Below are 22,407 nucleotides of genomic sequence, written 5' to 3' on the forward strand. Positions count from 1 at the left end.
CGTCGCGTCTTGATCGCTACCCCGCACTTCCCCGTAGCCTTCGAGGAGCGACACACCGTGACGACCACGATCCCAGGTGCCTACCTGCACCCGAAGCTGGACGTGCAGCTGCTGCGCGACATCATCCACCCCGACCGCGACCTGTGGACGCCGCGCGAGCTGCGCGAGCTGACCTCGACCGTGGCGGCCGAGCTGACCAGCCCGCTGCTGGAGGTCCTGGAGTACTCCGCGGAGCGCCGCTGGTGGGTCCGGCTGGGGCTGACCACCGGCGTCGAGCTGTGGCTGCTGAGCTGGTTGCCCGGTCAGGGCACCGAGCCGCACGACCACGGCGGGGCGGCCGGGTCGTTCACCGTGCTGACCGGCGAGCTGGCCGAGGACTACCGGTACCCGGGTGGGCCGGTCCGCAGCGCCGCGCGGCCGGTGGGCAGCGCGCTCGGGTTCGGGGCGGGCCGGGCGCACCAGGTGGTCAACCGGGGGCCGGTGGGCGCGGCCAGCGTGCACGCCTACTCCCCGCCGCTCGTGCCGACCCGCGAGTACCCGAGCCTGGCCGACGTGCCGGACGTGATCGAGGCGCTGCCCGCGCAGCGCCTGCCGCTGGACCAGCTGGACCTGCTGACCGAACTGGAGGGCCCGTGAGCGCGGAGCGGTTGCTGGACGAGGCGCGGCGCGACCTGCGCCGCGTGACCCCCGACGACCTGGCGGACCTGCCGGACGCCCTGGTGGTCGACATCCGCCCCCAGCACAACCGCGCCGCGGAGGGCGAGGTACCCGGCTCGATCCCCGTGGAGCGCATCGTCCTGGAGTGGCGCCTCGACCCGACCGGCGACCACCGCATCCCCGGCTTCACCGCCGACACCACCGTGGTCGTCGTCTGCAACGAGGGCTACGCCTCCAGCCTGGCCGCCCGCGACCTCCAGCGCCTCGGCCTCCCCAACGCCACCGACCTGGTGGGCGGCTTCCGCGCCTACGCCGCCGCCGGCCTCCCCACCCGCCCGGGCCCCACACCCCCCATCACCTAACTCCCACCCACCCCCGCGCGTGTCCTCCACTCCAACACCACGTGTCCTCCAGTCCGACACCGCGAGTCGAACCTTCCGGACCCCCGTGTCGAACCTCCCGGACCCCCGAGTTCCACATTCGCAGAGCCCAGGCGCTCGACCTGGGGGGCGTGAACGTGGAACTCGGGGGTTCTGAACGTTCGACACGACGGGTCTGAACGTTCGACTCGCGGTGTCTGGGTGGAGGACACGCGGTGTCGGAGTGGAGGACTCGCGGGGAACCGGGGTGGGGGTGGGTGCGTCTGGTGGTGGGTGTGGAAGGTGCTGACCGCGGTCGTCGTGGTGGTGTTGGCGGTTTGGCGGCCCGGGGTGGCGGTGTTCGGCGGGGCCGCGGTGGGGGCCTGGGCGGTGTACGCGCTGGTCAGCGGCGGGTTGCTGGTCGGGGCGCTGCTGTGCGGGGTGCGGGTGTCGCTGGTCGTGGTCGGGGTCGGCGGTGAGGTGCGGACCTGGACTCGGCCCGGGCGGCGGGTGGTGTGGCGGACCGTGCCGCTGGTGGTGGCGGTCGGGTTGACGTCGGTCAAGGCGCCGGTGCGGTGGCGGTTGTGGGGGGCCGCGGTGACCGCCGCGGTCGGGGTGGGGGCGGTGGTCGTGGCTGCTTGGGGGGCGGCTGACTGGGGTGCGGGCGGCTGGGGGTGGGCCGGGAGCAGCGGGGAGCCGGGGTGGCGGGAGTTCTGGCTCGGGTTCGCGGTGGCCGGGACGGCGGTGGTGGGCAACGCGCTGTGGCCGCGGCGGGTGCCGGGGATGACGTCGATCGGGTGGTTCCTGTTCGCGTTGCCCCGGCTGGCGGGGCGGCCGCTGGAGGAGTACGAGGCGATGCCGCTGGTCACCCGGGTGACGGACGCGCTCGCGGTGGGGAGGCTCGACGAGGCCGACGCGGTGTCGGCGGAGCTGCTGGAGCGCCACCCGGGGTTGCTGGTGGCCGCCGGGGCGCGGATCGCGACCTTGACCCTGCGCACGCGGTACGCCGAGGCGTTGCAACTGGTCACGTCGATGGTCGGCCGGCGGGACCTGGAACCCCGGGACATGGCGTTCGTGCTGGCGCAGATGGCCGGTTCCACGGTCAACGCGGTGGAGGCCGGGCTGGTGCCGCGGGACGTCGGGCTGCCGGCGGCCAAGCGGGCGCTGGAGGGTGCGGTGCAGCTGGGCTACCCGCGTTACCGATGCGCGTCCGCGCTGGCCCGGGTGGCGTTGCTGGAGGGCGACCACGCCACCGCGCTCACCCTCGCCGACCAGGCCGGGCAGACCAGCGAGGACGGGTTGGACCGGGCCGACGCGCTGGCCACGCTGGCCCGCGCGCAGATGGCCGCGGGCGACAACGCGGCGGCCCGCGCCACGCTGGTCGAGGCCGAGCGGCTGGCCGGCTGGCTGCCCCGGGTCGTCGAGACCGGTGCCCGGCTCAACATCGACTGAAGGGTTGAAGGACGGGGACCGAAGGACCGGACCCGGGTGCGGACCAGAACCGGCCCGCACCCGGTCGGATCAGCCGGCCAGGACGACGCGGCCCAGTTCGGCCGGTGACGCCAGCAGGTCGTGGCGGGGCAGGACGCGCACCGTGTACCCCACCGCGCCGGCGTGCGACAGCGGCACCTCGACCTCGTAGTTGCCGTTGCCCGCGTAGTCCATGGGGTGCGTGACCACGTCGTACAGCTCGTCCGAGTCGCCCACGCGCCCCAGCGCGACCTGCACGTCCACCTCGGACGGCTCCAGCCCGGCCAGCTCGATCCGCGCCCGCACGCCCACCGGCGAGCCGAGCAGCGGCGTGGCCGAGCCGTTCAGCGACACCTCCGAGTCGAGCACCCGCACCCGCGTCCACGACGCCCGCAGCCGCTGCCGGTACGCCGCCAGCTCCTTGGCACCCCGGTACCCGTCGCCGACCACGGACGCCGCCGACGCCGCCGCGGGCGCGTACAGGGCCTCCACGTACTCGCGCACCATCCGCGACGCCTGCACGGCCGGGCCGAGCGAGGCCAGCGTGTGCCGGACCATCGACAGCCACCGGGTGGGCACGCCGTCCTCGCCGCGGTCGTAGAACAGCGGCGCGACCTGGTTGCCCAGCAGGTCGTAGAGGGCGGCGGCCTCCAGGTCGTCGCGCCGGTTGGGGTCGCCGACGCCGTCCGCGGTCGGGATGGCCCAGCCGTTGCTGCCGTCGTAGAGCTCGTCCCACCAGCCGTCGCGGATGGACAGGTTCAGGCCGCCGTTGAGCGCGGACTTCATGCCGGACGTGCCGCACGCCTCCAGCGGGCGCATCGGGTTGTTCAGCCACACGTCGCAGCCCCAGTACAGGTACCGGGCCATGGACATGTCGTAGTCGGGCAGGAACACGATCCGGTGACGCACGCCCGCGTCGTCGGCGAACCGCACGATCTGCTGGATCAGCGCCTTGCCGCCGTCGTCGGCCGGGTGCGACTTGCCCGCCACGACCAGCTGCACGGGCCGCTCGGGGTGCAGCAGCAGGGCGCGCAGCCGCTCGGCGTCGCGCAGCATGAGGGTGAGCCGCTTGTAGGTGGGCACGCGGCGGGCGAAGCCGACGGTCAGCACGTCGGGGTCGAACACCGAGTCGGTCCAGCCCAGCTCCAACGCGCTGGCGCCGCGCTGGAGCCAGGACGCGCGGGTCCGGCGGCGGACCTCCTCCACGAGCTTGGCGCGCAGGTCGTTGCGCAGCCCCCACAGGCGCTCGTCGGTGACCGGCTCGAAGCCGCGCAGGCCCACGCCCGGGTCGTCGGTCTCGCCGAGCAGCCTGCTCATCTCGGTGGCCGTCCAGGTGGGGCCGTGGACGCCGTTGGTGATGGACCCGATGGGCACCTCGGTGGCGTCGAAGCCCGGCCACAGGCCGCGGAACATCTCGCGGCTGACCGAGCCGTGCAGCTCGGACACGCCGTTGGCGCGCTGGGCGAGCCGCAGGCCCATGTGGGCCATGTTGAACAGGCCGGGGTTGTCCTCGGCGCCCAGGGCGAGGACGCGCTGGGTGTTCACGCCCGGCAGCAGCTGCTCGGAGCCGAAGTAGTGCTGGACCAGGTCGACCGGGAACCGGTCGATGCCGGCGGGCACGGGGGTGTGCGTGGTGAACACCGTGCCCGCGCGCACGGCGGCCAGCGCCTGGTCGAAGTCCAGGCCCTCGCCGGTGACCAGCTCGCGGATGCGCTCCAGGCCGAGGAACCCCGCGTGTCCCTCGTTCGTGTGAAACACCTCGGGCGCCGGGTGCCCGGTCAGGTCGCAGTAGGTGCGCACCGCCCGCACGCCGCCGACGCCGGCCAGGATCTCCTGCTTGATGCGGTGGTCCTGGTCGCCGCCGTAGAGGCGGTCGGTGACGCCGCGCAGGTCGTCGTCGTTCTCCTCCACGTCGGAGTCGAGCAGCAGCAGCGGGACGCGGCCGACCCGCGCCTTCCACACCTTGGCGCGCAGCACGCGGTCGCCGGGCATGGCGACGTGCACCAGGATCGGCGCGCCGGACGGCTCGGTGAGCAGCTCCAGCGGCAGGCCGCGCGGGTCGAGCACGGGGTAGTGCTCGATCTGCCAGCCGTCGAGCGACAGGGCCTGGCGGAAGTAGCCGGACCGGTAGAGCAGGCCGACCGCGATCAGCGGCACGCCGAGGTCGGAGGCCGCCTTGAGGTGGTCGCCCGCCAGCACGCCGAGGCCGCCGGAGTAGTTCGGCAGGGCCTCGGTGACGCCGAACTCCATGGAGAAGTAGGCGATGGCCCGGGGCAGCGGTGGCCCGCCGTGCTGCCGGACCTCCTCCTGGCGGCGCTGGAACCAGCGGGGCCCGGTGGTGTAGCGGTGCAGGTCCTCGTCCAGGGCGCGGAGGTGCGCGAGGAACTGCTCGTCGCGCGCCAGCGCGTCCAGCCGCCCGGGGTCTACCTCGGACAGCAGCCGGAGGGGGTCGTTGCCGACGGCCCACCGCTCCGGGTCCACTGAGGCGAACAGGTCCTGGGTGGGCTGGTGCCACGTCCAGCGCAGGTTCGTGGCGAGGGTGCCCAGGGCCGCCAGCGGCTCGGGCAGGCTGGCTCGGACGGTGAACCGGCGAAGTGCTCGCATGGCGTCGGACCTTATCCCCCATCCAGCGGTGCCGGGCAATGGTCACCCGAACCGATGCAGGGATCGATGCAGCTCTACCTGCGCGGATGCTTGCTTGCAAGTTGTTTCGCCCGCACGCGCCGACCGTTAACACGAGTGGCCGCCGGTCACCCGTTCTCCCGATCCGCGACCGCGCCGGCGGTCACTCTCCGGGGTGCCCCGGAGGCCCCGGTGATCCACCCCCGGGAGAGTGATGATCTTCACACGGACGGGACTCCGAACGCACCGACCGAAGGCGCACGCCACCGGCCGCGCCGCCCCGCCGGCCGCCGCCGGGGGTCGCGCGCCACCGCACGCGGGGATCGCCGGCGGGACACGTCGGGGCGGCGGCCGAAAAGGGGATAGTCGAAGGCGGACAAGGGTTCCACCGGTCACCCGGATCGCCCCGGTCACCCGATCGCGTGGCCACGGACGGGTGCCGCCGGCCCTCCCGGCGCTCGGCCGGCCGGGTGGGCGCCTCGCCCGAACGGGACCGGCGCGGCAGCCCGGGCGCGCCGCCGCGAGCCGGCAGCCTGGTCCCCCGATGCGAGATTGGCGGCGGTGCCGAGTGTGCGATCCGGGCGGACGGGGTAGGAAGACCGGGTAATACAAGAATCCCCGGTGACGGCCCGCCCGATCGCTGCGGGCAAACTTGACCGTGCAAGCGTCGCACCACGCGAGAGGGGCGCTGCCGATGAGCGGACGACTCGGAATCGACGACGTCTCCCCGGCCGTGAGCTGTGGTCGTTACCCGGCGAAGGCCGTGGTGGGCGAGCACGTCCCGGTCGAGGCGACCGTGTGGCGGGAGGGCCACGACGCCGTCGCCGCCACGGTCGTCTGGCGGGGGCCGAACGACCGGGTCGCCAGACAAACCCGCATGGTCCCCCAGGGCGTCGGCCTCGACCGCTGGCGCGCCACCGTCGTCCCGGACGCCCAGGGCTCCTGGACCTTCCGGGTCGACGCGTGGAGCGACCCGTGGGCCACGTGGGTGCACGCCGTCGAGGTCAAGATCGCCGCCGGCCAGGGCCCGGACGAGCTGGCCAACGACCTGGAGACCGGCGCCCGGCTCATCGACCGGGTGAGCCGCCGCCCGGACCGCCGCCGGGAGAAGCCGCTCCTGGCCAACGCCGCCGCCGCCCTGCGCGACACCCACCGGCCGCTCGCCGAGCGCGTCGCGCCCGCGCTGGCCGGCGACGTCCGCCAGGTGATGCACGACCACCCGGTCCGCGAGCTGGTCACCAAGGGCAGGCCGCAGAAGGTCTGGGTGGACCGCGAGCGCGCCGCCTACGGCTCCTGGTACGAGTTCTTCCCGCGCAGCACGGGCGGCCTGGACGAGTCCGGCGTGCCCGTGCACGGCACCTTCGTCACCGCGGCCAAGGAGCTGGACCGGGTCGCGGCGATGGGCTTCGACGTGGTCTACCTGCCGCCGATCCACCCGATCGGGCGAGTGAACCGCAAGGGCCCGAACAACACGCTCACCGCCACCGAGGACGACCCGGGCTCGCCGTGGGCGATCGGCGCGGACGAGGGCGGGCACGACGCGATCCACCCCGAGCTGGGCACCTTCGAGGACTTCGACGCCTTCGTGGCCCGCGCCCGCGAGCTGGACCTGGAGGTGGCGCTCGACCTGGCGATCCAGTGCGCGCCGGACCACCCGTGGGTGCTGAAGTACCCCGAGTGGTTCACCACGCGCCCGGACGGCACGATCGCCTACGCGGAGAACCCGCCGAAGAAGTACCAGGACATCTACCCGGTCAACTTCGACAACGACCCGCAGGGCATCTACAACGAGATCCTGCGCGTCGTGCTGCACTGGGTCGACCACGGGGTGCGGATCTTCCGGGTCGACAACCCGCACACCAAGCCGCCGGACTTCTGGGCGTGGCTGATCTGGACGGTCAAGGACCGTCACCCGGACGTGTTGTTCCTGTCCGAGGCGTTCACCCGCCCGGCCCGCCTCTACGGGCTGGCCAAGCTCGGCTTCACGCAGAGCTACACCTACTTCACCTGGCGCACGACCAAGGAGGAGCTGACCGAGTTCGGCAACGAGCTGGTCGCCCACTGGGACGAGGCCAGGCCGAACCTGTTCGTCAACACCCCGGACATCCTGCCCGAGTCGTTGCAGGTGGGCGGTCCGGGCATGTTCGCGCTGCGCGCGGCGCTGGCGGCGACGATGGCGCCGACCTGGGGCGTGTACTCGGGCTTCGAGCTGTTCGAGCACGAGGCCGTCCGGCCGGGCAGCGAGGAGTACCTGAACTCGGAGAAGTACCAGCTCCGCCCGCGGGACTACGCGGCGGCGGTGGCCGAGGGCCGGTCCCTGGAACCGTGGTTGCGCAAGCTGAACGCGCTGCGCCGGGCGCACCCGGCGCTGCGGCAGATGCGAACACTCCGGTTCCACCACGTCGACAACCCGGCGCTGATCGCCTACTCGAAGCAGGACCCGGGTACCGGCGACACGGTGGTCGTGGTGGTCAACCTCGACCCGCACCAAGCGCAGGACGGCACGCTCTGGCTGGACCTGCCCACGCTCGGCTTCGACTGGCACGAACGGCTCATCGCGCACGACGAGGTGTCCGGGGAGACCTGGGACTGGGGTCAGGCCAACTACGTGCGGCTCGAACCCTGGCGCGCCCCGGCGCACGTCGTGGGCGTGCTGCGCCGGTCCCACTAGGACGAGGTCCGAGCAGCTAGGCAAGCACCAACCCGGTCCCCTTTCACCCACAGTCCCCGCGTCCGCCGAAGGGCGCGGGGCTGTCGAACGTACCCCCGATGAAGTGGGGCGAGGTGGAGCACAGATGCAGGAACAGGCCCGACCCGACGCCGCGCTGGTGGGTCTCGACGACGTACCGCACACCGGCGAGGCCGTCCGCCGGGACGGCCTGCTGGTGGAGCCCCAGGCCGAGGACTTCCGATCGGCCCGGCTGGTACCGCGCGACAGCGGCTGGTTCAAGGGCGCGGTGTTCTACGAGGTGCTGGTCCGCGCGTTCAGCGACTCCAACGGCGACGGCACCGGCGACCTCCGCGGCCTGGCGTCCCGGCTGGACTACCTGGAGTGGCTGGGCGTCGACTGCCTGTGGCTGCCGCCGTTCTACGCCTCCCCGCTGCGCGACGGCGGCTACGACATCAGCGACTTCCGCGCCGTGCTGCCCGAGTTCGGCACCGTCGAGGACTTCGTCTACCTGCTGGACGAGGCGCACCGGCGGGGCATCCGGGTGATCACCGACCTGGTGCTCAACCACACCAGTGACGCGCACCCGTGGTTCCAGGAGTCGCGCCGCGACCCGGACGGCCCGTACGGCGACTTCTACGTCTGGAACGACGACGACCAGAAGTACGCCGACGCCCGCATCATCTTCGTCGACACCGAGACCTCCAACTGGACCTACGACCCGGTGCGCGGCCAGTTCTACTGGCACCGCTTCTTCTCCCACCAACCGGATCTGAACTACGAGAACCCGGCCGTCCAGGAGGCCATGCTCGACGTCCTGCGCTTCTGGCTCGACCTCGGCATCGACGGCTTCCGCCTCGACGCCGTCCCCTACCTGTTCGAGCAGGAGGGCACCAACTGCGAGAACCTGCCGCGCACCCACGACTTCCTCAAGCGCTGCCGCAAGGTCGTCGACGACGAGTACCCGGGCCGGGTGCTGCTGGCCGAGGCGAACCAGTGGCCGGCCGACGTGGTGGAGTACTTCGGCAACCCCGAGGTCGGCGGCGACGAGTGCCACATGGCCTTCCACTTCCCCCTCATGCCGCGCATCTTCATGGCCGTGCGCCGCGAGTCCCGCTTCCCCATCTCGGAGATCCTGGCGCAGACGCCCGAGATCCCCTCGGGCGCCCAGTGGGGCATCTTCCTGCGCAACCACGACGAGCTGACCCTCGAAATGGTCACCGACGAAGAACGCGACTACATGTACGCGGAATACGCCAAGGACCCGCGGATGAAGGCCAACATCGGCATCCGCCGCAGGCTCGCCCCCCTGCTGGAGAACGACCGCAACCAGCAGGAACTCTTCACCGCCATGCTCCTGTCCCTCCCCGGCTCGCCCGTGCTCTACTACGGCGACGAGATCGGCATGGGCGACAACATCTGGCTCGGCGACCGCGACGGCGTCCGCACCCCCATGCAGTGGACCCCCGACCGCAACGCCGGCTTCTCCAGCTGCGACCCGGGCCGGCTGTACCTGCCGGTGATCATGGACCCGGTCTACGGCTACCAGGCGCTCAACGTCGAGGCGCAGCTGAACAACCAGTCGTCCCTGCTCAACTGGACGCGGCGGATGATCGAGGTGCGCAAGCAGCACCACGCGTTCGCCGAGGGCGACTTCACCGACCTGGGCGGCTCCAACCCCAGCGTGCTGGCCTACCGGCGGCGGTGGTGCCGGCCCGACGGGCACGAGGACGTCGTGGTGTGCGTGAACAACCTGTCGCGGTTCCCGCAGCCGGTCGAGCTGGACCTGTCGGAGCACCGCGGCGCGCGGCCGGTCGAGCTGACCGGCGGCGTCCGCTTCCCGCGGATCGGCGACCTGCCGTACCTGCTGACGCTGCCCGGCCACGGCTTCTACTGGTTCCAGCTCGTGGACGAAGACGGCGAGACGAGGTGAGGGACGTGACCGATCCGCACGACCTGGTCGAGAAGGTGGTCACCGAGCTGCCGGCGTGGTTGCCCGCGCAGCGGTGGTTCGGTGGGAAGGACCGCCCGGTCACCTCGGTGCGCCCCCTGCGGACCACGGTGCTGCGGGGCGAGGAGCCGCTGCTGGTGCACCTGGTGGTCGAGGTGGAGCAGCCGGACCGGCGCGAGCCGTACCAGCTGCTGGTCACCGACCAGGTGGAGAACTACGACGCGACGCACGACGCCGAGCTGAACGGGCTGCTGCTCGACCTCATCGCGGGCAACCGGGAGGTCGACGGGCTGCGGTTCGCGCACGAGCCCGGCGTGGAGGTCCAGACCGGCCTGCGCGGCCGGGCGATCAGCGCCGAGCAGTCCAACACCTCGCTGGTGTTCGGCAGCCAGTACATCCTCAAGCTGTTCCGCAAGCTGACCCAGGGCGAGAACCCGGACCTGGTGCTCCAGCGCGCGCTGCACGAGGTCGGCTGCGAGCACATCGCCCAGCCGCTGGGGTCGATCACCGGCGAGCTGGACGGGGAGACCACCACGGTCGGCATGCTCCAGCAGTTCCTGCCCGACGCGGTGGACGGCTGGGCGATGGCCACCACGAGCGTGCGGGACCTGATGGCCGAGGGCGACCTGCACGCCGACGAGGTCGGCGGCGACTTCGCCGGCGAGGCGCACCGGCTCGGGCAGGCCGTGGCCACCGTGCACGCGGACCTGGAACGCGCGCTCGGCTCGCAGCGCGCCGACGCCAACGACATCGAGCGCAGCGTCCAGGCCATGATCACCAGGCTGGACGAGGTGGCCGAGCGGGTGCCGGACCTGCAGCCGTACGTGCCCGCGCTGCGCGAGGCGTTCGAGCAGGCCCGCAACACCCCCGGGGCCATCGCCATCCAGCACATCCACGGCGACCTGCACCTGGGCCAGGTGCTGCGCACCGTGCACGGCTGGCTGCTGATCGACTTCGAGGGCGAGCCGGGCGCGCCGATCGCCCAGCGCACCGCGCTCCGGTCGCCGCTGCGCGACGTGGCGGGCATGCTGCGCTCGTTCGACTACGCGGCGCACCAGCTCCTCGTCGGCCGGCCGGAGGACCACCAGCTGGCCGTGCGGGCGCTGGAGTGGGCGCGGCGCAACCGGGCCGCCTTCACCGAGGGCTACGCGGAGGCCGCGTCCGAGGCGGTGGGCGACCCGCGCAAGCGGGGCTACCTGCTGCGGGCGTTCGAGCTGGACAAGGCCGTGTACGAGGTCGCCTACGAGCACGCGAACCGGCCGGAGTGGTTGACGGTGCCCCTGTCGTCGATCACCCGGATCACTGGAGAGGGAGCTGTGCAGTCATGATCTCGCCCCAGGACGTCGACCGGCTGCTGGCCGGGTCGCACCACGACCCGCACTCCGTGCTGGGCGTGCACCACACCCCTGGAGGCGTGGTGGCCCGGGCGCTGCGCCCGGGCGCGTCCGCGGTGTCGGTGATGGCCGGTGACAAGCGCTTCGAGCTGGACCGGGTGGTCGACGGGCTGTTCGAGGGCGAGCTGCCCGAGCACCCCGGCGACTACCGGCTGGAGGTCGACTACGCCGGGCACGTGGTGGAGGTCGACGACCCGTACCGGTGGCTGCCGACCGTGGGCGAGCTGGACCTGCACCTGATCGGCGAGGGCAGGCACGAGCGGCTGTGGGACGTGCTGGGCGCGCACGTGCGCTCCTACGACACGCCCAACGGCACGGTCACCGGCGTCTCGTTCGCGGTGTGGGCGCCCACCGCGCGGGGCGTGCGGGTGTGCGGCGACTTCGACGGTTGGGACGGCCGCACCACCCCGATGCGCTCGCTCGGCTCGTCGGGCGTGTGGGAGGTCTTCGTCCCCGGCATCGAGGTCGGCACCCGGTACAAGTACCGCATCCTCGGCGGCGACGGCGGGTGGCACGAGAAGGCCGACCCGCTGGCGTTCGCCACCGAGACGCCGCCCGCCACCGCGTCCGTGGTGACCACCTCGCAGCACCGGTGGGGTGACGCGGAGTGGGAGGCGAAGCGGGACGCCACCCGGTGGGTGAACGCGCCGATGTCGGTCTACGAGGTGCACCTGGGCTCGTGGAAGCCCGGCCTGGGTTACCGGGAGCTGGCCGACGAGCTGGCCGACTACCTCACCGGGCACGGGTTCACCCACGTCGAGCTGATGCCCGTGGCCGAGCACCCGTTCGGCGGGTCGTGGGGCTACCAGGTCACCTCCTACTACGCCCCCACCTCCCGGTTCGGCTCCCCCGACGACTTCCGCTACTTCGTCGACCACCTCCACCGCCGCGGCATCGGCGTGATCATGGACTGGGTGCCCGCGCACTTCCCGAAGGACTCCTGGGCACTGGCCCGCTTCGACGGGACCGCGCTCTACGAGCACGCCGACCCCAGGCGCGGCGAGCACCCCGACTGGGGCACCCTGGTGTTCGACTTCGGCCGCAACGAGGTGCGCAACTTCCTCGTCGCCAACGCCCTGTACTGGATCGAGGAGTTCCACATCGACGGCCTGCGCGTCGACGCCGTGGCCTCGATGCTCTACCTGGACTACTCCCGGCCGGAGGGGCAGTGGCTGCCCAACCAGTACGGGGGCCGGGAGAACCTGGACGCGGTCCGGTTCCTCCAGGAGCTCAACGCCACGGTCTACAAGCGGCACCCCGGCGTGGTGATGGTGGCCGAGGAGTCCACCGCGTGGCCCGGCGTCACCCGGCCCACCCACCTGGGCGGCCTGGGCTTCGGGTTCAAGTGGAACATGGGCTGGATGCACGACACGCTGCACTACCTGTCGCGCGAGCCGGTGCACCGGTCGTTCCACCACCACGAGATCACGTTCTCGCTGGTCTACGCGTGGAGCGAGAACTTCGTGCTGCCGCTGTCGCACGACGAGGTCGTGCACGGCAAGGGCTCGCTGTGGCAGCGCATGCCCGGCGACGACTGGAACAAGGCCGCGGGCCTGCGGTCGCTGCTGGCGTTCATGTGGGCGCACCCCGGCAAGCAACTGCTGTTCATGGGCGGCGAGTTCGGCCAGCGCGGCGAGTGGTCCGAGTCCCGGTCGCTGGACTGGCACCTGCTCGACGACCCGCTGCACGCGGGCGTGCAGGCGCTGATCGGCGACCTGAACGCGGTGTACCGGGCCTCCCCCGCGCTGTACTCGGCGGACGACCGGCCCGAGGGCTTCTCCTGGATCGACGCCAACGACTCGGGCGGCAACGTGCTGAGCTTCCTGCGGATCGGCGAGGACGGGTCGGTGCTGGCCTGCGTGGCCAACTTCGCCGGCATGCCGCACCACGACTACCGGGTCGGGCTGCCGCGGGCCGGGCGGTGGCGCGAGGTGGTGAACACCGACTCCGAGTCCTACGGCGGTTCCGGGGTGGGGAACCTGGGCGTGGTGGAGGCCGAGGAGAAGCCCTGGCACGGGCGGCCGGCCTCGGCGGTGCTCCAGCTCCCGCCGTCGGGCGTGCTGTGGCTGGTGCCGGAGGAGCCCGTCGAGCTGCTGGACGAGGACCTGGCGGACGGCGGCACGCTGCTCTGACGCGCGGTTCCCCCGCGCCCGGGTCCGGCCCCGGGCGCGGGGGGACGCGGTCGGGTCAGGTCCGGGGCGAACGGCAGGAACTCGTCGGCCCCGTAGGGGGACAGGATCAACGCCGGGACGCCCAGCCCGGCGGCGGCCGTGGCGGCGAGCGTGTCGAACCGCTGCCGCGCCTCCCCGTCCTGCGCCACCGCCAAGGTCGACATGCCCATCAGCAGCGCCTGGAGCCGGTCGACCTCCTCCGCCGGCTCGGTGCTCACCGCCTCGCGGTGCCGCAGCGCGTTGCGGTGCGTGGCGGCCCACGGGCTCGGTCGCGGGCCCGGCTCAGCGCCGAGGACAGCTCCACGTCCCCTCGGCCGGCCCCTTGGCGGTGGTGACGGCGACCTCGGCCGGTTCGCCGCCGACGTGGTGCGCCGGGTGGGCCGGTGCGGCGAGCAGGTCCCCGTCGAGCGCGGTGGGCATGGTCCCCCCGGTGCCACCCGCCGCGCTCGGACCAGGCGGCCCGCACCAGCAGGGCGACCGCGCACCCTCCCCGGCGGCCACGGTCACCCCGGCCGACCACGATCCGGCGCTCGCCGGGAGCAGCAGCGGGACCTCCAGCATCGCCCCGGCGCCCGACCGCCCCCAGGCCCTCCGGGGGTCGCTGGACGGGCCGCCGGCCTCGACGGTCACCACCGCCCGGATGCCGCAGCCCTCCTCGGCCGGGTCACCGGCCGGCAGGTGGTTCCGGTCGTCGGCGGAGGGGTGCATGCGGGATTCCCACGGCCAGTGGATCACCGGTTCGGGCGAGCCCGTTCACGCGTTGGTGGACCCTTCGGACGCGCTCGGTGACGTCGACCAGGTCGTGGGGCCGGGCGGCCCGGGGTGCCCGGACGCGGAAACCGGGAGCGGGCGGCGCTCGCACGACCCTACTTCCGGGGCTGGTGATCACCCGCGCACCGCTGGTTGTTTGGGTGCGGGAGCCACCCTGTCACCGGCTTCCGGCTTTCCCTGCCAACGAGGAGAACACCATGTCCGTGCGCAAGGTCGCGCGCACCGCAACGCTCGTGCTGAGCCTGCTCCTGCCGCTGGTCGCGGTGGGCGCGCCCAGCGCGGCTGCGGCGCCGGCGGAGCCCGGTGCGCTGGTCCGCACCCTGTACTACGACACCAGCCAGGCCCAGGAGTTCGCCGCCGACTGGGACAAGGCGGCGGCGAACTGGAACGCCTCCGTCACCAGCGTCCGGCTGGTCAAGCGGAGCACCGGCACGCCGACCAACATCCGGATCTACGCCGACAACGGCTGGCCGCGCGCCTACGTCACGTCGCTGGGCAACGGCACCGTCTACATGGGACGCCAGGCCGTCGACCAGGGCTACTACCGGCCCCGCATCAGCACCCACGAGATCGGGCACATCCTGGGCCTGCCCGACCGGCGCACCGGCCTGTGCTCGGACCTGATGTCCGGCTCCAGCGCGCCGGTGTCGTGCCAGAACCAGCTGCCCAACGCCGCCGAGCGCGCCGAGGTCGAGCGCCGGTTCGCCGGTTCGCTCGCGACGGCCGACGCGCGCGTGGCCGGCTACGCGAGCACGGAGTGCTACGTGTACTGACCCGGTGGGACCCGTGGCCGCCCCGCCTGGCGGCCACGGGCCGACCGAACACCACCCTTTAGGGGGTCGGGCCGGGCACAATGGGTCAATGCGGCTCGTATCGGCTCGCCTGGCCCTGCTGACGGCGGTCCTGCTCGTGACCTCGGCCTGCGCCCAGGTGGTGCCGGGCAACCCCGTGGCCGGGGAGACCGTGACCAGGGGGAAGGTCGACCCCGGCTTCATCCGGGGCACCGACGGCGGCCCCATCGACCAGCTCGCGGCCACCGCCATCACCGACATCAACGCCTTCTGGGAGGACGCCTTCCCCGAGGTGTTCGGCGACCCGTGGCGGGAGCTGGAGGGCGGGATCTACTCGGTGGACACCTCCGACCCGTCGGCCGCGCCGCCGCCGTGCACCGAGAAGGCCGCCGACGTGGAGGGCAACGCCTTCTACTGCCCCAGCGCCGACGCCATCGCGTGGGACCGGGCGGCGCTGCTGCCCGTGCTCCAGGACCGGTTCGGCGACGCGGCCGTGGTGATCGTGCTCGCCCACGAGTGGGGGCACGCGGTGCAGAACCGGATGGGCATCACGCCCGAGGCCGAGCGGCGCGAGCCGCGGCGGTTCCCCACGATCCTGACCGAGGCGATGGCCGACTGCTTCGCGGGCTCGTTCATCAAGTGGGTCAACGACGGCGAGTCCGGGCACCTGGACATCGGCTCGGACGTGCTGGACTCGGCGCTGGGCGCGCTGGTCGACTTCCGCGACCCGGTCGGCACGTCGCCGACCGACCGGTCCGCGCACGGCAACGCGTTCGACCGCGTGTCCGCCTTCCAGGACGGCTACCAGCAGGGCACGAAGTTCTGCGCGGCGATGACGGTGGAGAACCGGGCGTTCACGCAGGAGGCGTTCACCAGCCGCCAGGACCGCGAGCGCGGTGGCAACCTGCCGTTCGACGAGCTGCTGACCGAGATCACCCCCGACCTGAACGCCTACTACGAGGCGGTCGTGCGCCAGGCCGGCGGGCAGTGGGCCGAGCCGAGGACCACCCCCACCGAGGAGGAGCCGGACTGCTCCGGCGACCAGGGGCCGGTGGCGTTCTGCCCGGCGGACGGGTCGGTGGAGGTCGAGGTCAAGGAGGAGCTGCCCGAGCTGCACGCGGAGATCGGCGACTTCGCCACGGGCCTGCTGCTGGCCAGCCGGTACGGGCTGGTGGCGCGGAAGGCGGTCGGCGGGGGGCTGGAGGGCGAGGGCGCGGCGACCGGCGCGTTGTGCCTGGCCGGCGCGTACACGCGGGAGGTGTTCACCCGGCAGCAGGGCTTCGGCCTGTCGCCCGGTGACCTCGACGAGGCGGTGAAGGTGCTGCTCGCTTACGACTACGCGGCGCGGGACGCGGTGGGCGAGTCGGCGCTGGAACCGGGGTTCAAGCGGGTCGAGGTGTTCCGCGGCGGCGTGCTGGAGGGGATCAAAGCCTGCGGATTGACCTGATCGGGCGATCCGGCCAAGTAGGGTCTCCGGCATGGCTCGACGGGCATTCCTCCTCACCACGGCTCTCACCGCCGTGCTGGCGTTGACCGGGTGCACGCAGTTGGTGGGCGGTGTGGCCCGGACCGAGCGGCCCGACGTCACCAAGGTGGCCGGGCTCGACATCACCACCGGCGAGAGCGGTCCGAAACCGGGCGTGCCGGACGCCGACCTGCGGGTGGAGAACGGCGACGGCGGCGAGATGGACCGGCTGGCCATCAACACCCTGGCCGACGTCGGCGCGTACTGGGCCGAGCAGCTGCCGGCGCGGTTCGACGTGCCGTTCGAGCCGGTCCGGCGCCTGGTGTCGTACGACTCGAACGGCGCGGGCGTGGAGATCTGCCGCACCAACACCAAGGGCGTGGCCAACGCGTTCTACTGCTCGCTGGACGACTCGATCGCCTGGGACCGCGGCGAGCTGCTGCCCATGCTGGACGACTCGTTCGGGCCGATGGCGGTGGTGACCGTGCTGGCCCACGAGATGGGTCACGCGATCCAGTACAAGCTCGGCGACAAGGGCGGGATCACCCAGGCCACGCCCTCGATCGTCAAGGAGCAGCAGGCCGACTGCTACGCGGGCAACTTCTTCCGGTGGGTGGCCGAGGGCAAGGCCGAGCACTTCCGCATCTCCACCGGCCCCGGCCTGAACCAGGTGCTGGCGACGATGTTCTTCATCCGGGACGGGGCGGGCACGTCGGCGGAGAAGCAGGGCGCGCACGGCAGCGCGTTCGACCGGGTGGCGGCGTTCCAGTTCGGCTTCGCCGGCGACCCGCGGCGGTGCGCGGCGATCGACGAGGCGGAGATCAGGTCGCGGATCACGCAGCAGCCGTTCGCCCGGGAGGACGTCGACCGGGGGCAGGGCAAGGGCAACCTCCCGGTGGACGACCCGAAGGCGCTGGAGGCGCTGGAGGAGTCGCTGCGGGAGGCCCACAAGCAGACCGGTGCCGTGCCGCCCGGGTTCGCCACCTCCGGTGGGACCTGCGCGGACGCGCGCGAGACCTCGCCCGCGTCGTACTGCCCGGCGACCAACTCGATCTCCATCGACCTGACCGAGCTGGTGCGCATCGGGACGCCGCCGAAGCGGGGGCAGCGGGGCGGGATCGGCGACTTCGCGGCGTTCGCGGAGATCGCCTCGCGGTACGCGCTGTCGATCCAGAAGGCGACCGGGTACTCGCTGGAGGGCCCGGCGGCCGGGTTGCGCACCGCCTGCCTGACCGGGGCGTGGGCGGGCAAGACGACGGCCGAGCAGGCGCGGCTGAAGCTGTCGTCGGGTGACCTCGACGAGGCGGTGGCCGAGCTGCTGGCGGACAAGAGCCTGATCGCGGCCGACGTGAACGGGACCGTGGTGCCGTCCGGGTTCGCCCGGGTGGAGGCGTTCCGGGACGGGTTCTTCGACGGTGCGGGGCGCTGCACGCGGAAGTACTCGGGCTGACCGCCGGCCGGGGTCGGGCTCGCGCCTGGTCCGGCTCGCACTCGCGCCCGGAAATCGTCGGACCCCACCGGCAGCTCGTGCCGGGGCAGACCGCCGAGCTGGGTGTGGAGCAGCGGCCGGCCGGTCCTGACCGTGAACGCGTAGTCCGCGCCCCGGTCGCGCAGGTGGTCGGCGTGGCCGCGCCGGGTGTGCGGGGCGTCGGCGGCGACCACCACCCCGGCCGGAAAAACCCGCAGGTCATCGACCCGACCAACGGGAAGTGCCGACCACTCGACCGACACCGCGGGCATCAGGCGCGACAACGAGGCGGGCACGGCCCCCCTCCGATCACGGGACTTCGACAGCCACATGATCACTTGAGGTGCCGTGCCCGTCCCACCGGCAGGGCAAAAGCAGGGGTCCCCCGGCGGGGGACCCCTGCACCGCGATCAGGACCCGGCGGCACCGCACCGCCCAACCGGCGCGGCACCGCCCGGAACGTCAGAACAGGGCGCTGGCCAGGTTCCGGCGGGCCTTGGCCACCCGCTCGTCATCCGCCGGGAACAGCTCGAACAGCCCCACCAGGTGCTCCCGCACCCGGTTCCGCTCGTCCCCGAACACCCGCCGCACCGTGTTGACCAGGCGGGTGAACGCCTGCTCGACCCGGTTGTCCGCCACCTCCAGGTCCGCGGCGGCCAGTTGGGCGTCCACGTCGTCCGGGTTGGCGTCGGCCCGCGCCACGGCGTCGGCGTCCAGGGCCTCGGCCCGCGCGGTGAACCGGACCTGCGCCAGGGCCGCCTTGGCGTCGGCGTTGCCGGGCTCGGCCGCCAGGATGGCCTCGTACGCCGCCTCGGCCGCCGCGTAGTCGCCCTGCTCGAAGGCGTCCTCGGCGGCGGTGAAGCGGGGGTCCTCGACCTCCTGCGCCGGCTCGCCGCCGGCCTGCGCCTCCGCCGCCCGGATGCCGGGCAGCCGGTCGCGCAGCGCGTCCAGCAGCCGCGCGACCCACTGGGTGAACTCGGCTTCCGGCAGCGGCCCGGCGAAGGCGTCCACGGGCTGCCCGGCGGCGACCGCGACGACCGTGGGCACGGACTGGACGCCGAACAGCTGCCCGATGCGCGGGCTGGCGTCGAGGTCGACGCGCGCCAGCAGCCACGTGCCGCCGCCCGCGCGGGCCGCCCGCTCCAGCACCGGCGAGAGCTGGCCGGCCTCGGGGCTCCACGACGCGGTCAGCTCGACGACCACGGGGACTTCCAGCGAGCGCTCGACGACCGACTGGAACGTCGCCTCGGTGACGTCCAGCACCCACGGGCTCGGGCCCTCGCCCGGGGAACCCGGGTCCCCGGCGGGCGGGGGCGGTGCGGCGGCTCGCTGCCTCGCGGCGTCGGCCCGGGCCTTCAGCGCGCCCAGGTCGACCGCCCCGGACAACGCGGCGGACAGTGCGGCGGTCTTGCGGGGGTCTGGCCTCGTCACGCTTCCATCCTGGCACGAGACGCCCGCTGCCCCGCGCCCGGCTGGTCGGCGAGTTGCCGGACCGGATCGATGGCCATGGGATTGGTCCGCATGGCGTCGTTGAGGTCGCCCAGGCGGCGGGCCACCGGTGTCATCAGCCGGGCGAACCGCTCCGCCCGCTCCCGGCCGAGCGCCCGCCACGGCCTGGCCGCCGCCTCGTCGGTGCGGCGCTCGACCTCCGCGCGCAGCTCCCGCCCCGCCTCGGTGAGGCCGTCGGCGAGCAGGCCGCGCGAGCGCAGCGACTCCGCGGCCGCCTCCCACTCCTCCTCCGACCAGCCGCGGGCCTTGCGCAGGTAGGCCGGGTCCAGCTCGTTGTCGGCGCCGAAGAGCACCAGCGCCTCGCACGCGCCCAGGTCGGCGGCCACCAGCGCGGCCACGTGCCCGTCGCCGCGCGACTCGCGCAGCGTGGTGCACGCCTGCCACAGCGCCAGGTGCGGTTCGCCGGGCACGGGCAGCGCCCGGTTGGCCGCGCCCAGCACCCGCCCCTCCACGGGCGCGGCGGCGGCCGCCTCGACGGCCAGTTCCGCGGCCTCGGCCAGGTCCAGGCTCGCCAGCATCCGCCGCAGCGCGCCGTCCACGCCCTCCAGCCGCGCCGCCAGGAACCGCTCCGGGCCGGCGACGTGCCAGGCGTCGGGCAGGGCGCGGGCGACCAGGCGCGGGTGGAAGCTGAAGAACGCGGCGGTGACCACCTCGGGCGAGGCGGCGCCCAGCGGGGCCGCGCGCATGCCGAAGTAGCCCATCCAGCCGCCCCGGCAGCCCAGGGCGTCGGTGACCGCCCGCGACTCCGGTGTGAAGTAGGTGACGTCGTGGTAGGTCTCGAAGCGCAGCCACAGCTCGCGAGGGGTGGTCATGCCCCCGCAATTTAGTAGGACGTCCTACTACTTGTCGCCGGCCAGGTGTTGCTCGACACGCTCCACCTTGGCGCGCAGCTGCCCGGTGTGCCCGGGGCGGATGTCGGCCTTGAGCACCAGGCTGACCCGCGGCGCGGTGGCCTGCACGGCCTCGGTGGCCCGCTTCACCACCGCCATCACCTCGTCCCACTCGCCCTCGACCAGGGTGAACATCGCGTTGGTCTCGTTGGGCAACCCGGACTCCCGGACCACCCGCACGGCCTCCGCGACCGCGGCGGCCACGCCGTCGGACTCCCCGCCGAGCGGGCTGACGCTGAACGCGACGAGCACTGGTTCCTCCTCCGGGTTGGGGTACCCACTGGTAGCTTCGGCGCATGACGTCCCAGCCGCTCCCGTTCGACCCCATCGCGCGCGCCGCCGAGCTGTGGGAGAAGCGGATCGGACCGTCGACGTCGATGGCCGCGGTCACCAGCGTCATGCGAGTACAGCAGATCATCCAGTCGGCCGTGGACACCGCCCTCAAGCCGCACGGGTTGACCTTCGCCCGGTTCGAGGCGCTGGTCCTGCTGACCTTCTCCCGCGCGGGCAGCCTGCCGATGCGCGTCATGGGCGAGCGCCTCCAGCTCCACCCGACGAGCGTGACCAACATCGTGGACCGCCTGGAGGCCGACGGGCTGGTGCGCCGCACGCCGCACCCGACCGACCGCCGCACCACGCTGGTGGAGATCACCGAGGCCGGGCACGCCCGGCGCGAGGCCGCCACCGAGGCGGTGACGTCGGTGGAGTTCGGGCTGCGCGGCCTGACCGACCGGCAGACCGAGCAGCTGACCGAGCTGCTGGCCAAGGTCCGGCGCGCGGTCGGCGACTTCACCGACTGAGACCGACCGGGACCGGCCGGGACCGACCGGGCGGGTAAACCGGTCGACACCGACCGCCCCCGACCGCCACCCTGCCGGGGTGCGCGAGGTCAGGGCGTTGGTGACGGTCGACGGGCGGTACGTCGGCGAGGCGGGGCGGTTCACCGTCGACAGCCCCTGGTGGAACGACGTCGAACCGGTGACCGCGCACCTGGACCGCGCCCTGGGCGTCACCACGAGCGTGCTGCGCCTGGTCGCCACCACCACGTCCACCACGCGCGACGGCCTGGTGACCTACCAGGTGGAGGCCGACCGCGTGCCCGCCGGGCTCACCCGGACCGGGGAGCACGAGTTCCCCGACCACCCGCTGCGGCTGCCGTGGGCCAGGCCGGGCGGGCCGGCGGCGCTGGTCGACTGGGCCGCCCGGCACGTGCGGCCCACCGGCAAACCGGTCCAGGTCAAGACCTGGAACCTGTCGTGCCTCTACCGGCTGCCCACCGCCGAGGGCCCGGTGTGGGCGAAGGCCACACCGCCGTTCATGGCCGACGAGGCCGAGGTGATCCGGCTGGTGGCGTCGGTGGACCCGGCGCTCGCGCCGGTGGTGCTGGCCGCCGAACCGGGCCGGCTGCTGCTGGCCGAGGCGCCCGGCCACGACTGCTGGCACCCCGACGACGAGGTGGTGGAGCGCGTCGTGCCCCGCTGGGTGGCCGTCCAGGCCGCGCTGGCCGGGCCGCCCCGGCTGCGGGTGCGCGGGGTGGACGTGCCGGGCTTCGGCCTGCCCGCCACCCTGCTGCACGGCGACTTCCACCCCGGCAACTGGCGCTCCGGCGGCGTGGTGCTCGACTGGGGCGACGCGCACTGGGGCCACCCGGCGCTCGACGCCGCCCGCCTGGTCGGGTTCGTGCGGCCGGAGCTGCGCGCGGGGATCGAGCGCGTCTGGGCGGGTGCGTGGCTGGAGCACCGGCCCGGCAGCGACCCCGCGGAGGCCCTGCGGCACGCCCGCCCGGCCGCGCACCTGGTGGGCGCGCTGGTCTACCGGGAGTTCCTGGACAACATCGAGCCCAGCGAGCGGGTCTACCACGAGGGCGACCCCGAGGCCGAGCTGGCGCGCGCTCAGTCCCTGGCGGTCTGAACCGCGTCGAGCCGCCCGGTGCGCGCGGCCCACCGCTCGAACACGACCGTGCCGAACGGCGGGATGCTCGCCACCAGCGCCCAGAACAGCGTCACCCGGTCCCACCGCTGCGCGAGCATCAGGGCCACCAGCACGTAGCCGACGAAGATCACGCCGTGGATCGGCCCGAAGACCTTCACGCCGATCTCGTTGCCGACCACCACGTACTTGAAGAACATGCCGGTCAACAGGCCGGCCCAGGACACCGCCTCGGCCATGGCGAGGAGGCGGAACCGGCCAACGGGGCTGGAGAGCATGCCTCCATTGTGGG

18 protein-coding genes are annotated in these 22,407 nt (G+C 73.3%); 12 read left to right on the top strand and 6 right to left on the bottom strand.

Annotation, left to right across the window (positions count from 1 at the left end; genetic code table 11):
• Positions 1 to 57: 57 nt before the first annotated feature.
• The 3 genes from EKG83_RS40740 (at position 58) to EKG83_RS40750 (ending at position 2,468) form a co-directional block, all read left to right on the top strand.
• Positions 58 to 636, top strand: coding sequence for a cysteine dioxygenase (locus EKG83_RS40740; RefSeq protein WP_033431580.1), 579 nt, complete (start codon positions 58 to 60; stop codon positions 634 to 636).
• Positions 633 to 1,019: a rhodanese-like domain-containing protein gene (locus EKG83_RS40745; RefSeq protein WP_033431581.1), complete on the top strand. Its 387-nt coding sequence runs from the start codon at positions 633 to 635 to the stop codon at positions 1,017 to 1,019. The genes EKG83_RS40740 and EKG83_RS40745 overlap by 4 nt, the downstream gene beginning before the upstream one ends.
• Before the next feature lie 291 nt (positions 1,020 to 1,310).
• A complete protein-coding gene (locus EKG83_RS40750; protein ID WP_033431582.1) occupies positions 1,311 to 2,468 on the top strand; it encodes a hypothetical protein in 1,158 nt (385 codons plus the stop codon).
• Between the two features lie 69 nt (positions 2,469 to 2,537).
• Here the strand turns inward: EKG83_RS40750 and glgP are convergent, their stop codons facing one another.
• A complete protein-coding gene (gene glgP / locus EKG83_RS40755; RefSeq protein WP_033431583.1) occupies positions 2,538 to 5,090 on the bottom strand; it encodes an alpha-glucan family phosphorylase in 2,553 nt (850 codons plus the stop codon).
• Positions 5,091 to 5,802: 712 nt separating this feature from the next.
• Here glgP and EKG83_RS40760 point away from each other — a divergent pair.
• The 4 genes from EKG83_RS40760 to glgB all read left to right on the top strand — a co-directional run bounded on the left by EKG83_RS40760 (position 5,803) and on the right by glgB (position 13,253).
• Entirely contained in the window at positions 5,803 to 7,779 is a 1,977-nt protein-coding gene (locus EKG83_RS40760) for an alpha-1,4-glucan--maltose-1-phosphate maltosyltransferase (RefSeq protein ID WP_033431584.1), read from the top strand.
• Positions 7,780 to 7,903: 124 nt separating this feature from the next.
• The gene (gene treS, locus EKG83_RS40765; protein ID WP_153278743.1) at positions 7,904 to 9,709 is read left to right on the top strand and encodes a maltose alpha-D-glucosyltransferase; all 1,806 of its coding nucleotides are present in this window, start codon (positions 7,904 to 7,906) and stop codon (positions 9,707 to 9,709) included.
• Positions 9,710 to 9,714: 5 nt separating this feature from the next.
• Complete coding sequence (locus tag EKG83_RS40770) at positions 9,715 to 11,055, top strand: maltokinase N-terminal cap-like domain-containing protein (RefSeq protein ID WP_033436058.1); 1,341 nt, start codon at positions 9,715 to 9,717, stop codon at positions 11,053 to 11,055.
• A complete protein-coding gene (glgB, locus tag EKG83_RS40775) occupies positions 11,052 to 13,253 on the top strand; it encodes a 1,4-alpha-glucan branching protein GlgB (RefSeq protein ID WP_153278744.1) in 2,202 nt (733 codons plus the stop codon). Before EKG83_RS40770 ends, glgB begins: the two co-directional genes overlap by 4 nt.
• A gap of 321 nt (positions 13,254 to 13,574) precedes the next feature.
• Here glgB and EKG83_RS40780 read toward each other — a convergent pair whose 3' ends face one another.
• A complete protein-coding gene (locus EKG83_RS40780) occupies positions 13,575 to 14,000 on the bottom strand; it encodes a hypothetical protein (protein WP_033435398.1) in 426 nt (141 codons plus the stop codon).
• Positions 14,001 to 14,260: 260 nt separating this feature from the next.
• On the opposite strand from EKG83_RS40780, the gene EKG83_RS40785 reads away from it, so the two are divergent.
• The 3 genes from EKG83_RS40785 (at position 14,261) to EKG83_RS40795 (ending at position 17,769) form a co-directional block, all read left to right on the top strand.
• Positions 14,261 to 14,836 (top strand): snapalysin family zinc-dependent metalloprotease, encoded by a 576-nt coding sequence (locus EKG83_RS40785; protein WP_033435397.1) that lies wholly within the window; start codon positions 14,261 to 14,263, stop codon positions 14,834 to 14,836.
• A gap of 88 nt (positions 14,837 to 14,924) precedes the next feature.
• Positions 14,925 to 16,301 carry a neutral zinc metallopeptidase gene (locus EKG83_RS40790; protein ID WP_033435396.1) on the top strand — a complete coding sequence of 459 codons (1,377 nt, stop codon included), beginning with the start codon at positions 14,925 to 14,927 and terminating at the stop codon, positions 16,299 to 16,301.
• 31 nt (positions 16,302 to 16,332) lie between these two features.
• Entirely contained in the window at positions 16,333 to 17,769 is a 1,437-nt protein-coding gene (locus tag EKG83_RS40795) for a neutral zinc metallopeptidase (protein ID WP_033435395.1), read from the top strand.
• A gap of 480 nt (positions 17,770 to 18,249) precedes the next feature.
• Here EKG83_RS40795 and EKG83_RS40800 read toward each other — a convergent pair whose 3' ends face one another.
• From EKG83_RS40800 to EKG83_RS40810, 3 genes are read right to left on the bottom strand one after another with little or no spacing between them, the layout of a single operon-like run.
• A complete protein-coding gene (locus EKG83_RS40800) occupies positions 18,250 to 19,218 on the bottom strand; it encodes a tetratricopeptide repeat protein (protein WP_033435394.1) in 969 nt (322 codons plus the stop codon).
• Positions 19,215 to 20,108 carry an SCO6745 family protein gene (locus EKG83_RS40805; protein ID WP_051766954.1) on the bottom strand — a complete coding sequence of 298 codons (894 nt, stop codon included), beginning with the start codon at positions 20,106 to 20,108 and terminating at the stop codon, positions 19,215 to 19,217. The genes EKG83_RS40800 and EKG83_RS40805 overlap by 4 nt, the downstream gene beginning before the upstream one ends.
• A 27-nt stretch (positions 20,109 to 20,135) precedes the next feature.
• A complete protein-coding gene (locus EKG83_RS40810) occupies positions 20,136 to 20,438 on the bottom strand; it encodes an MTH1187 family thiamine-binding protein (RefSeq protein WP_033435393.1) in 303 nt (100 codons plus the stop codon).
• 44 nt (positions 20,439 to 20,482) lie between these two features.
• Between EKG83_RS40810 and EKG83_RS40815 the strand changes: the two genes are divergently transcribed.
• Together EKG83_RS40815 and EKG83_RS40820 are read left to right on the top strand one after the other, a co-directional pair.
• Positions 20,483 to 20,986, top strand: a complete 504-nt coding sequence (locus EKG83_RS40815; RefSeq protein WP_033435392.1) for a MarR family winged helix-turn-helix transcriptional regulator — start codon at positions 20,483 to 20,485, stop codon at positions 20,984 to 20,986.
• 79 nt (positions 20,987 to 21,065) lie between these two features.
• Positions 21,066 to 22,097: an aminoglycoside phosphotransferase family protein gene (locus tag EKG83_RS40820; RefSeq protein WP_051766953.1), complete on the top strand. Its 1,032-nt coding sequence runs from the start codon at positions 21,066 to 21,068 to the stop codon at positions 22,095 to 22,097.
• Here the strand turns inward: EKG83_RS40820 and EKG83_RS40825 are convergent.
• Positions 22,079 to 22,393 (bottom strand): DUF3817 domain-containing protein, encoded by a 315-nt coding sequence (locus tag EKG83_RS40825; RefSeq protein WP_033435391.1) that lies wholly within the window; start codon positions 22,391 to 22,393, stop codon positions 22,079 to 22,081. The genes EKG83_RS40820 and EKG83_RS40825 overlap by 19 nt on opposite strands.
• Positions 22,394 to 22,407: the final 14 nt, after the last annotated feature.

Source organism: Saccharothrix syringae (assembly GCF_009498035.1).
GTDB classification, from domain to species: domain Bacteria; phylum Actinomycetota; class Actinomycetes; order Mycobacteriales; family Pseudonocardiaceae; genus Actinosynnema; species Actinosynnema syringae.

Excerpts from the sequence above, each read along its gene's own strand:
- EKG83_RS40805 (WP_051766954.1), bottom strand. The coding sequence starts at position 20,108 with ATGACCACCCCTCGCGAGCTGTGGCTGCGCTTCGAGACCTACCACGAC.
- EKG83_RS40785 (WP_033435397.1), top strand. The coding sequence starts at position 14,261 with ATGTCCGTGCGCAAGGTCGCGCGCACCGCAACGCTCGTGCTGAGCCTG.
- EKG83_RS40780 (WP_033435398.1), bottom strand. The coding sequence starts at position 14,000 with ATGCACCCCTCCGCCGACGACCGGAACCACCTGCCGGCCGGTGACCCG.
- EKG83_RS40790 (WP_033435396.1), top strand. The coding sequence starts at position 14,925 with ATGCGGCTCGTATCGGCTCGCCTGGCCCTGCTGACGGCGGTCCTGCTC.
- EKG83_RS40815 (WP_033435392.1), top strand. The coding sequence starts at position 20,483 with ATGACGTCCCAGCCGCTCCCGTTCGACCCCATCGCGCGCGCCGCCGAG.
- EKG83_RS40760 (WP_033431584.1), top strand. The coding sequence starts at position 5,803 with ATGAGCGGACGACTCGGAATCGACGACGTCTCCCCGGCCGTGAGCTGT.
- glgB (WP_153278744.1), top strand. The coding sequence starts at position 11,052 with ATGATCTCGCCCCAGGACGTCGACCGGCTGCTGGCCGGGTCGCACCAC.
- EKG83_RS40825 (WP_033435391.1), bottom strand. The coding sequence starts at position 22,393 with ATGCTCTCCAGCCCCGTTGGCCGGTTCCGCCTCCTCGCCATGGCCGAG.
- glgP (WP_033431583.1), bottom strand. The coding sequence starts at position 5,090 with ATGCGAGCACTTCGCCGGTTCACCGTCCGAGCCAGCCTGCCCGAGCCG.
- treS (WP_153278743.1), top strand. The coding sequence starts at position 7,904 with ATGCAGGAACAGGCCCGACCCGACGCCGCGCTGGTGGGTCTCGACGAC.
- EKG83_RS40795 (WP_033435395.1), top strand. The coding sequence starts at position 16,333 with ATGGCTCGACGGGCATTCCTCCTCACCACGGCTCTCACCGCCGTGCTG.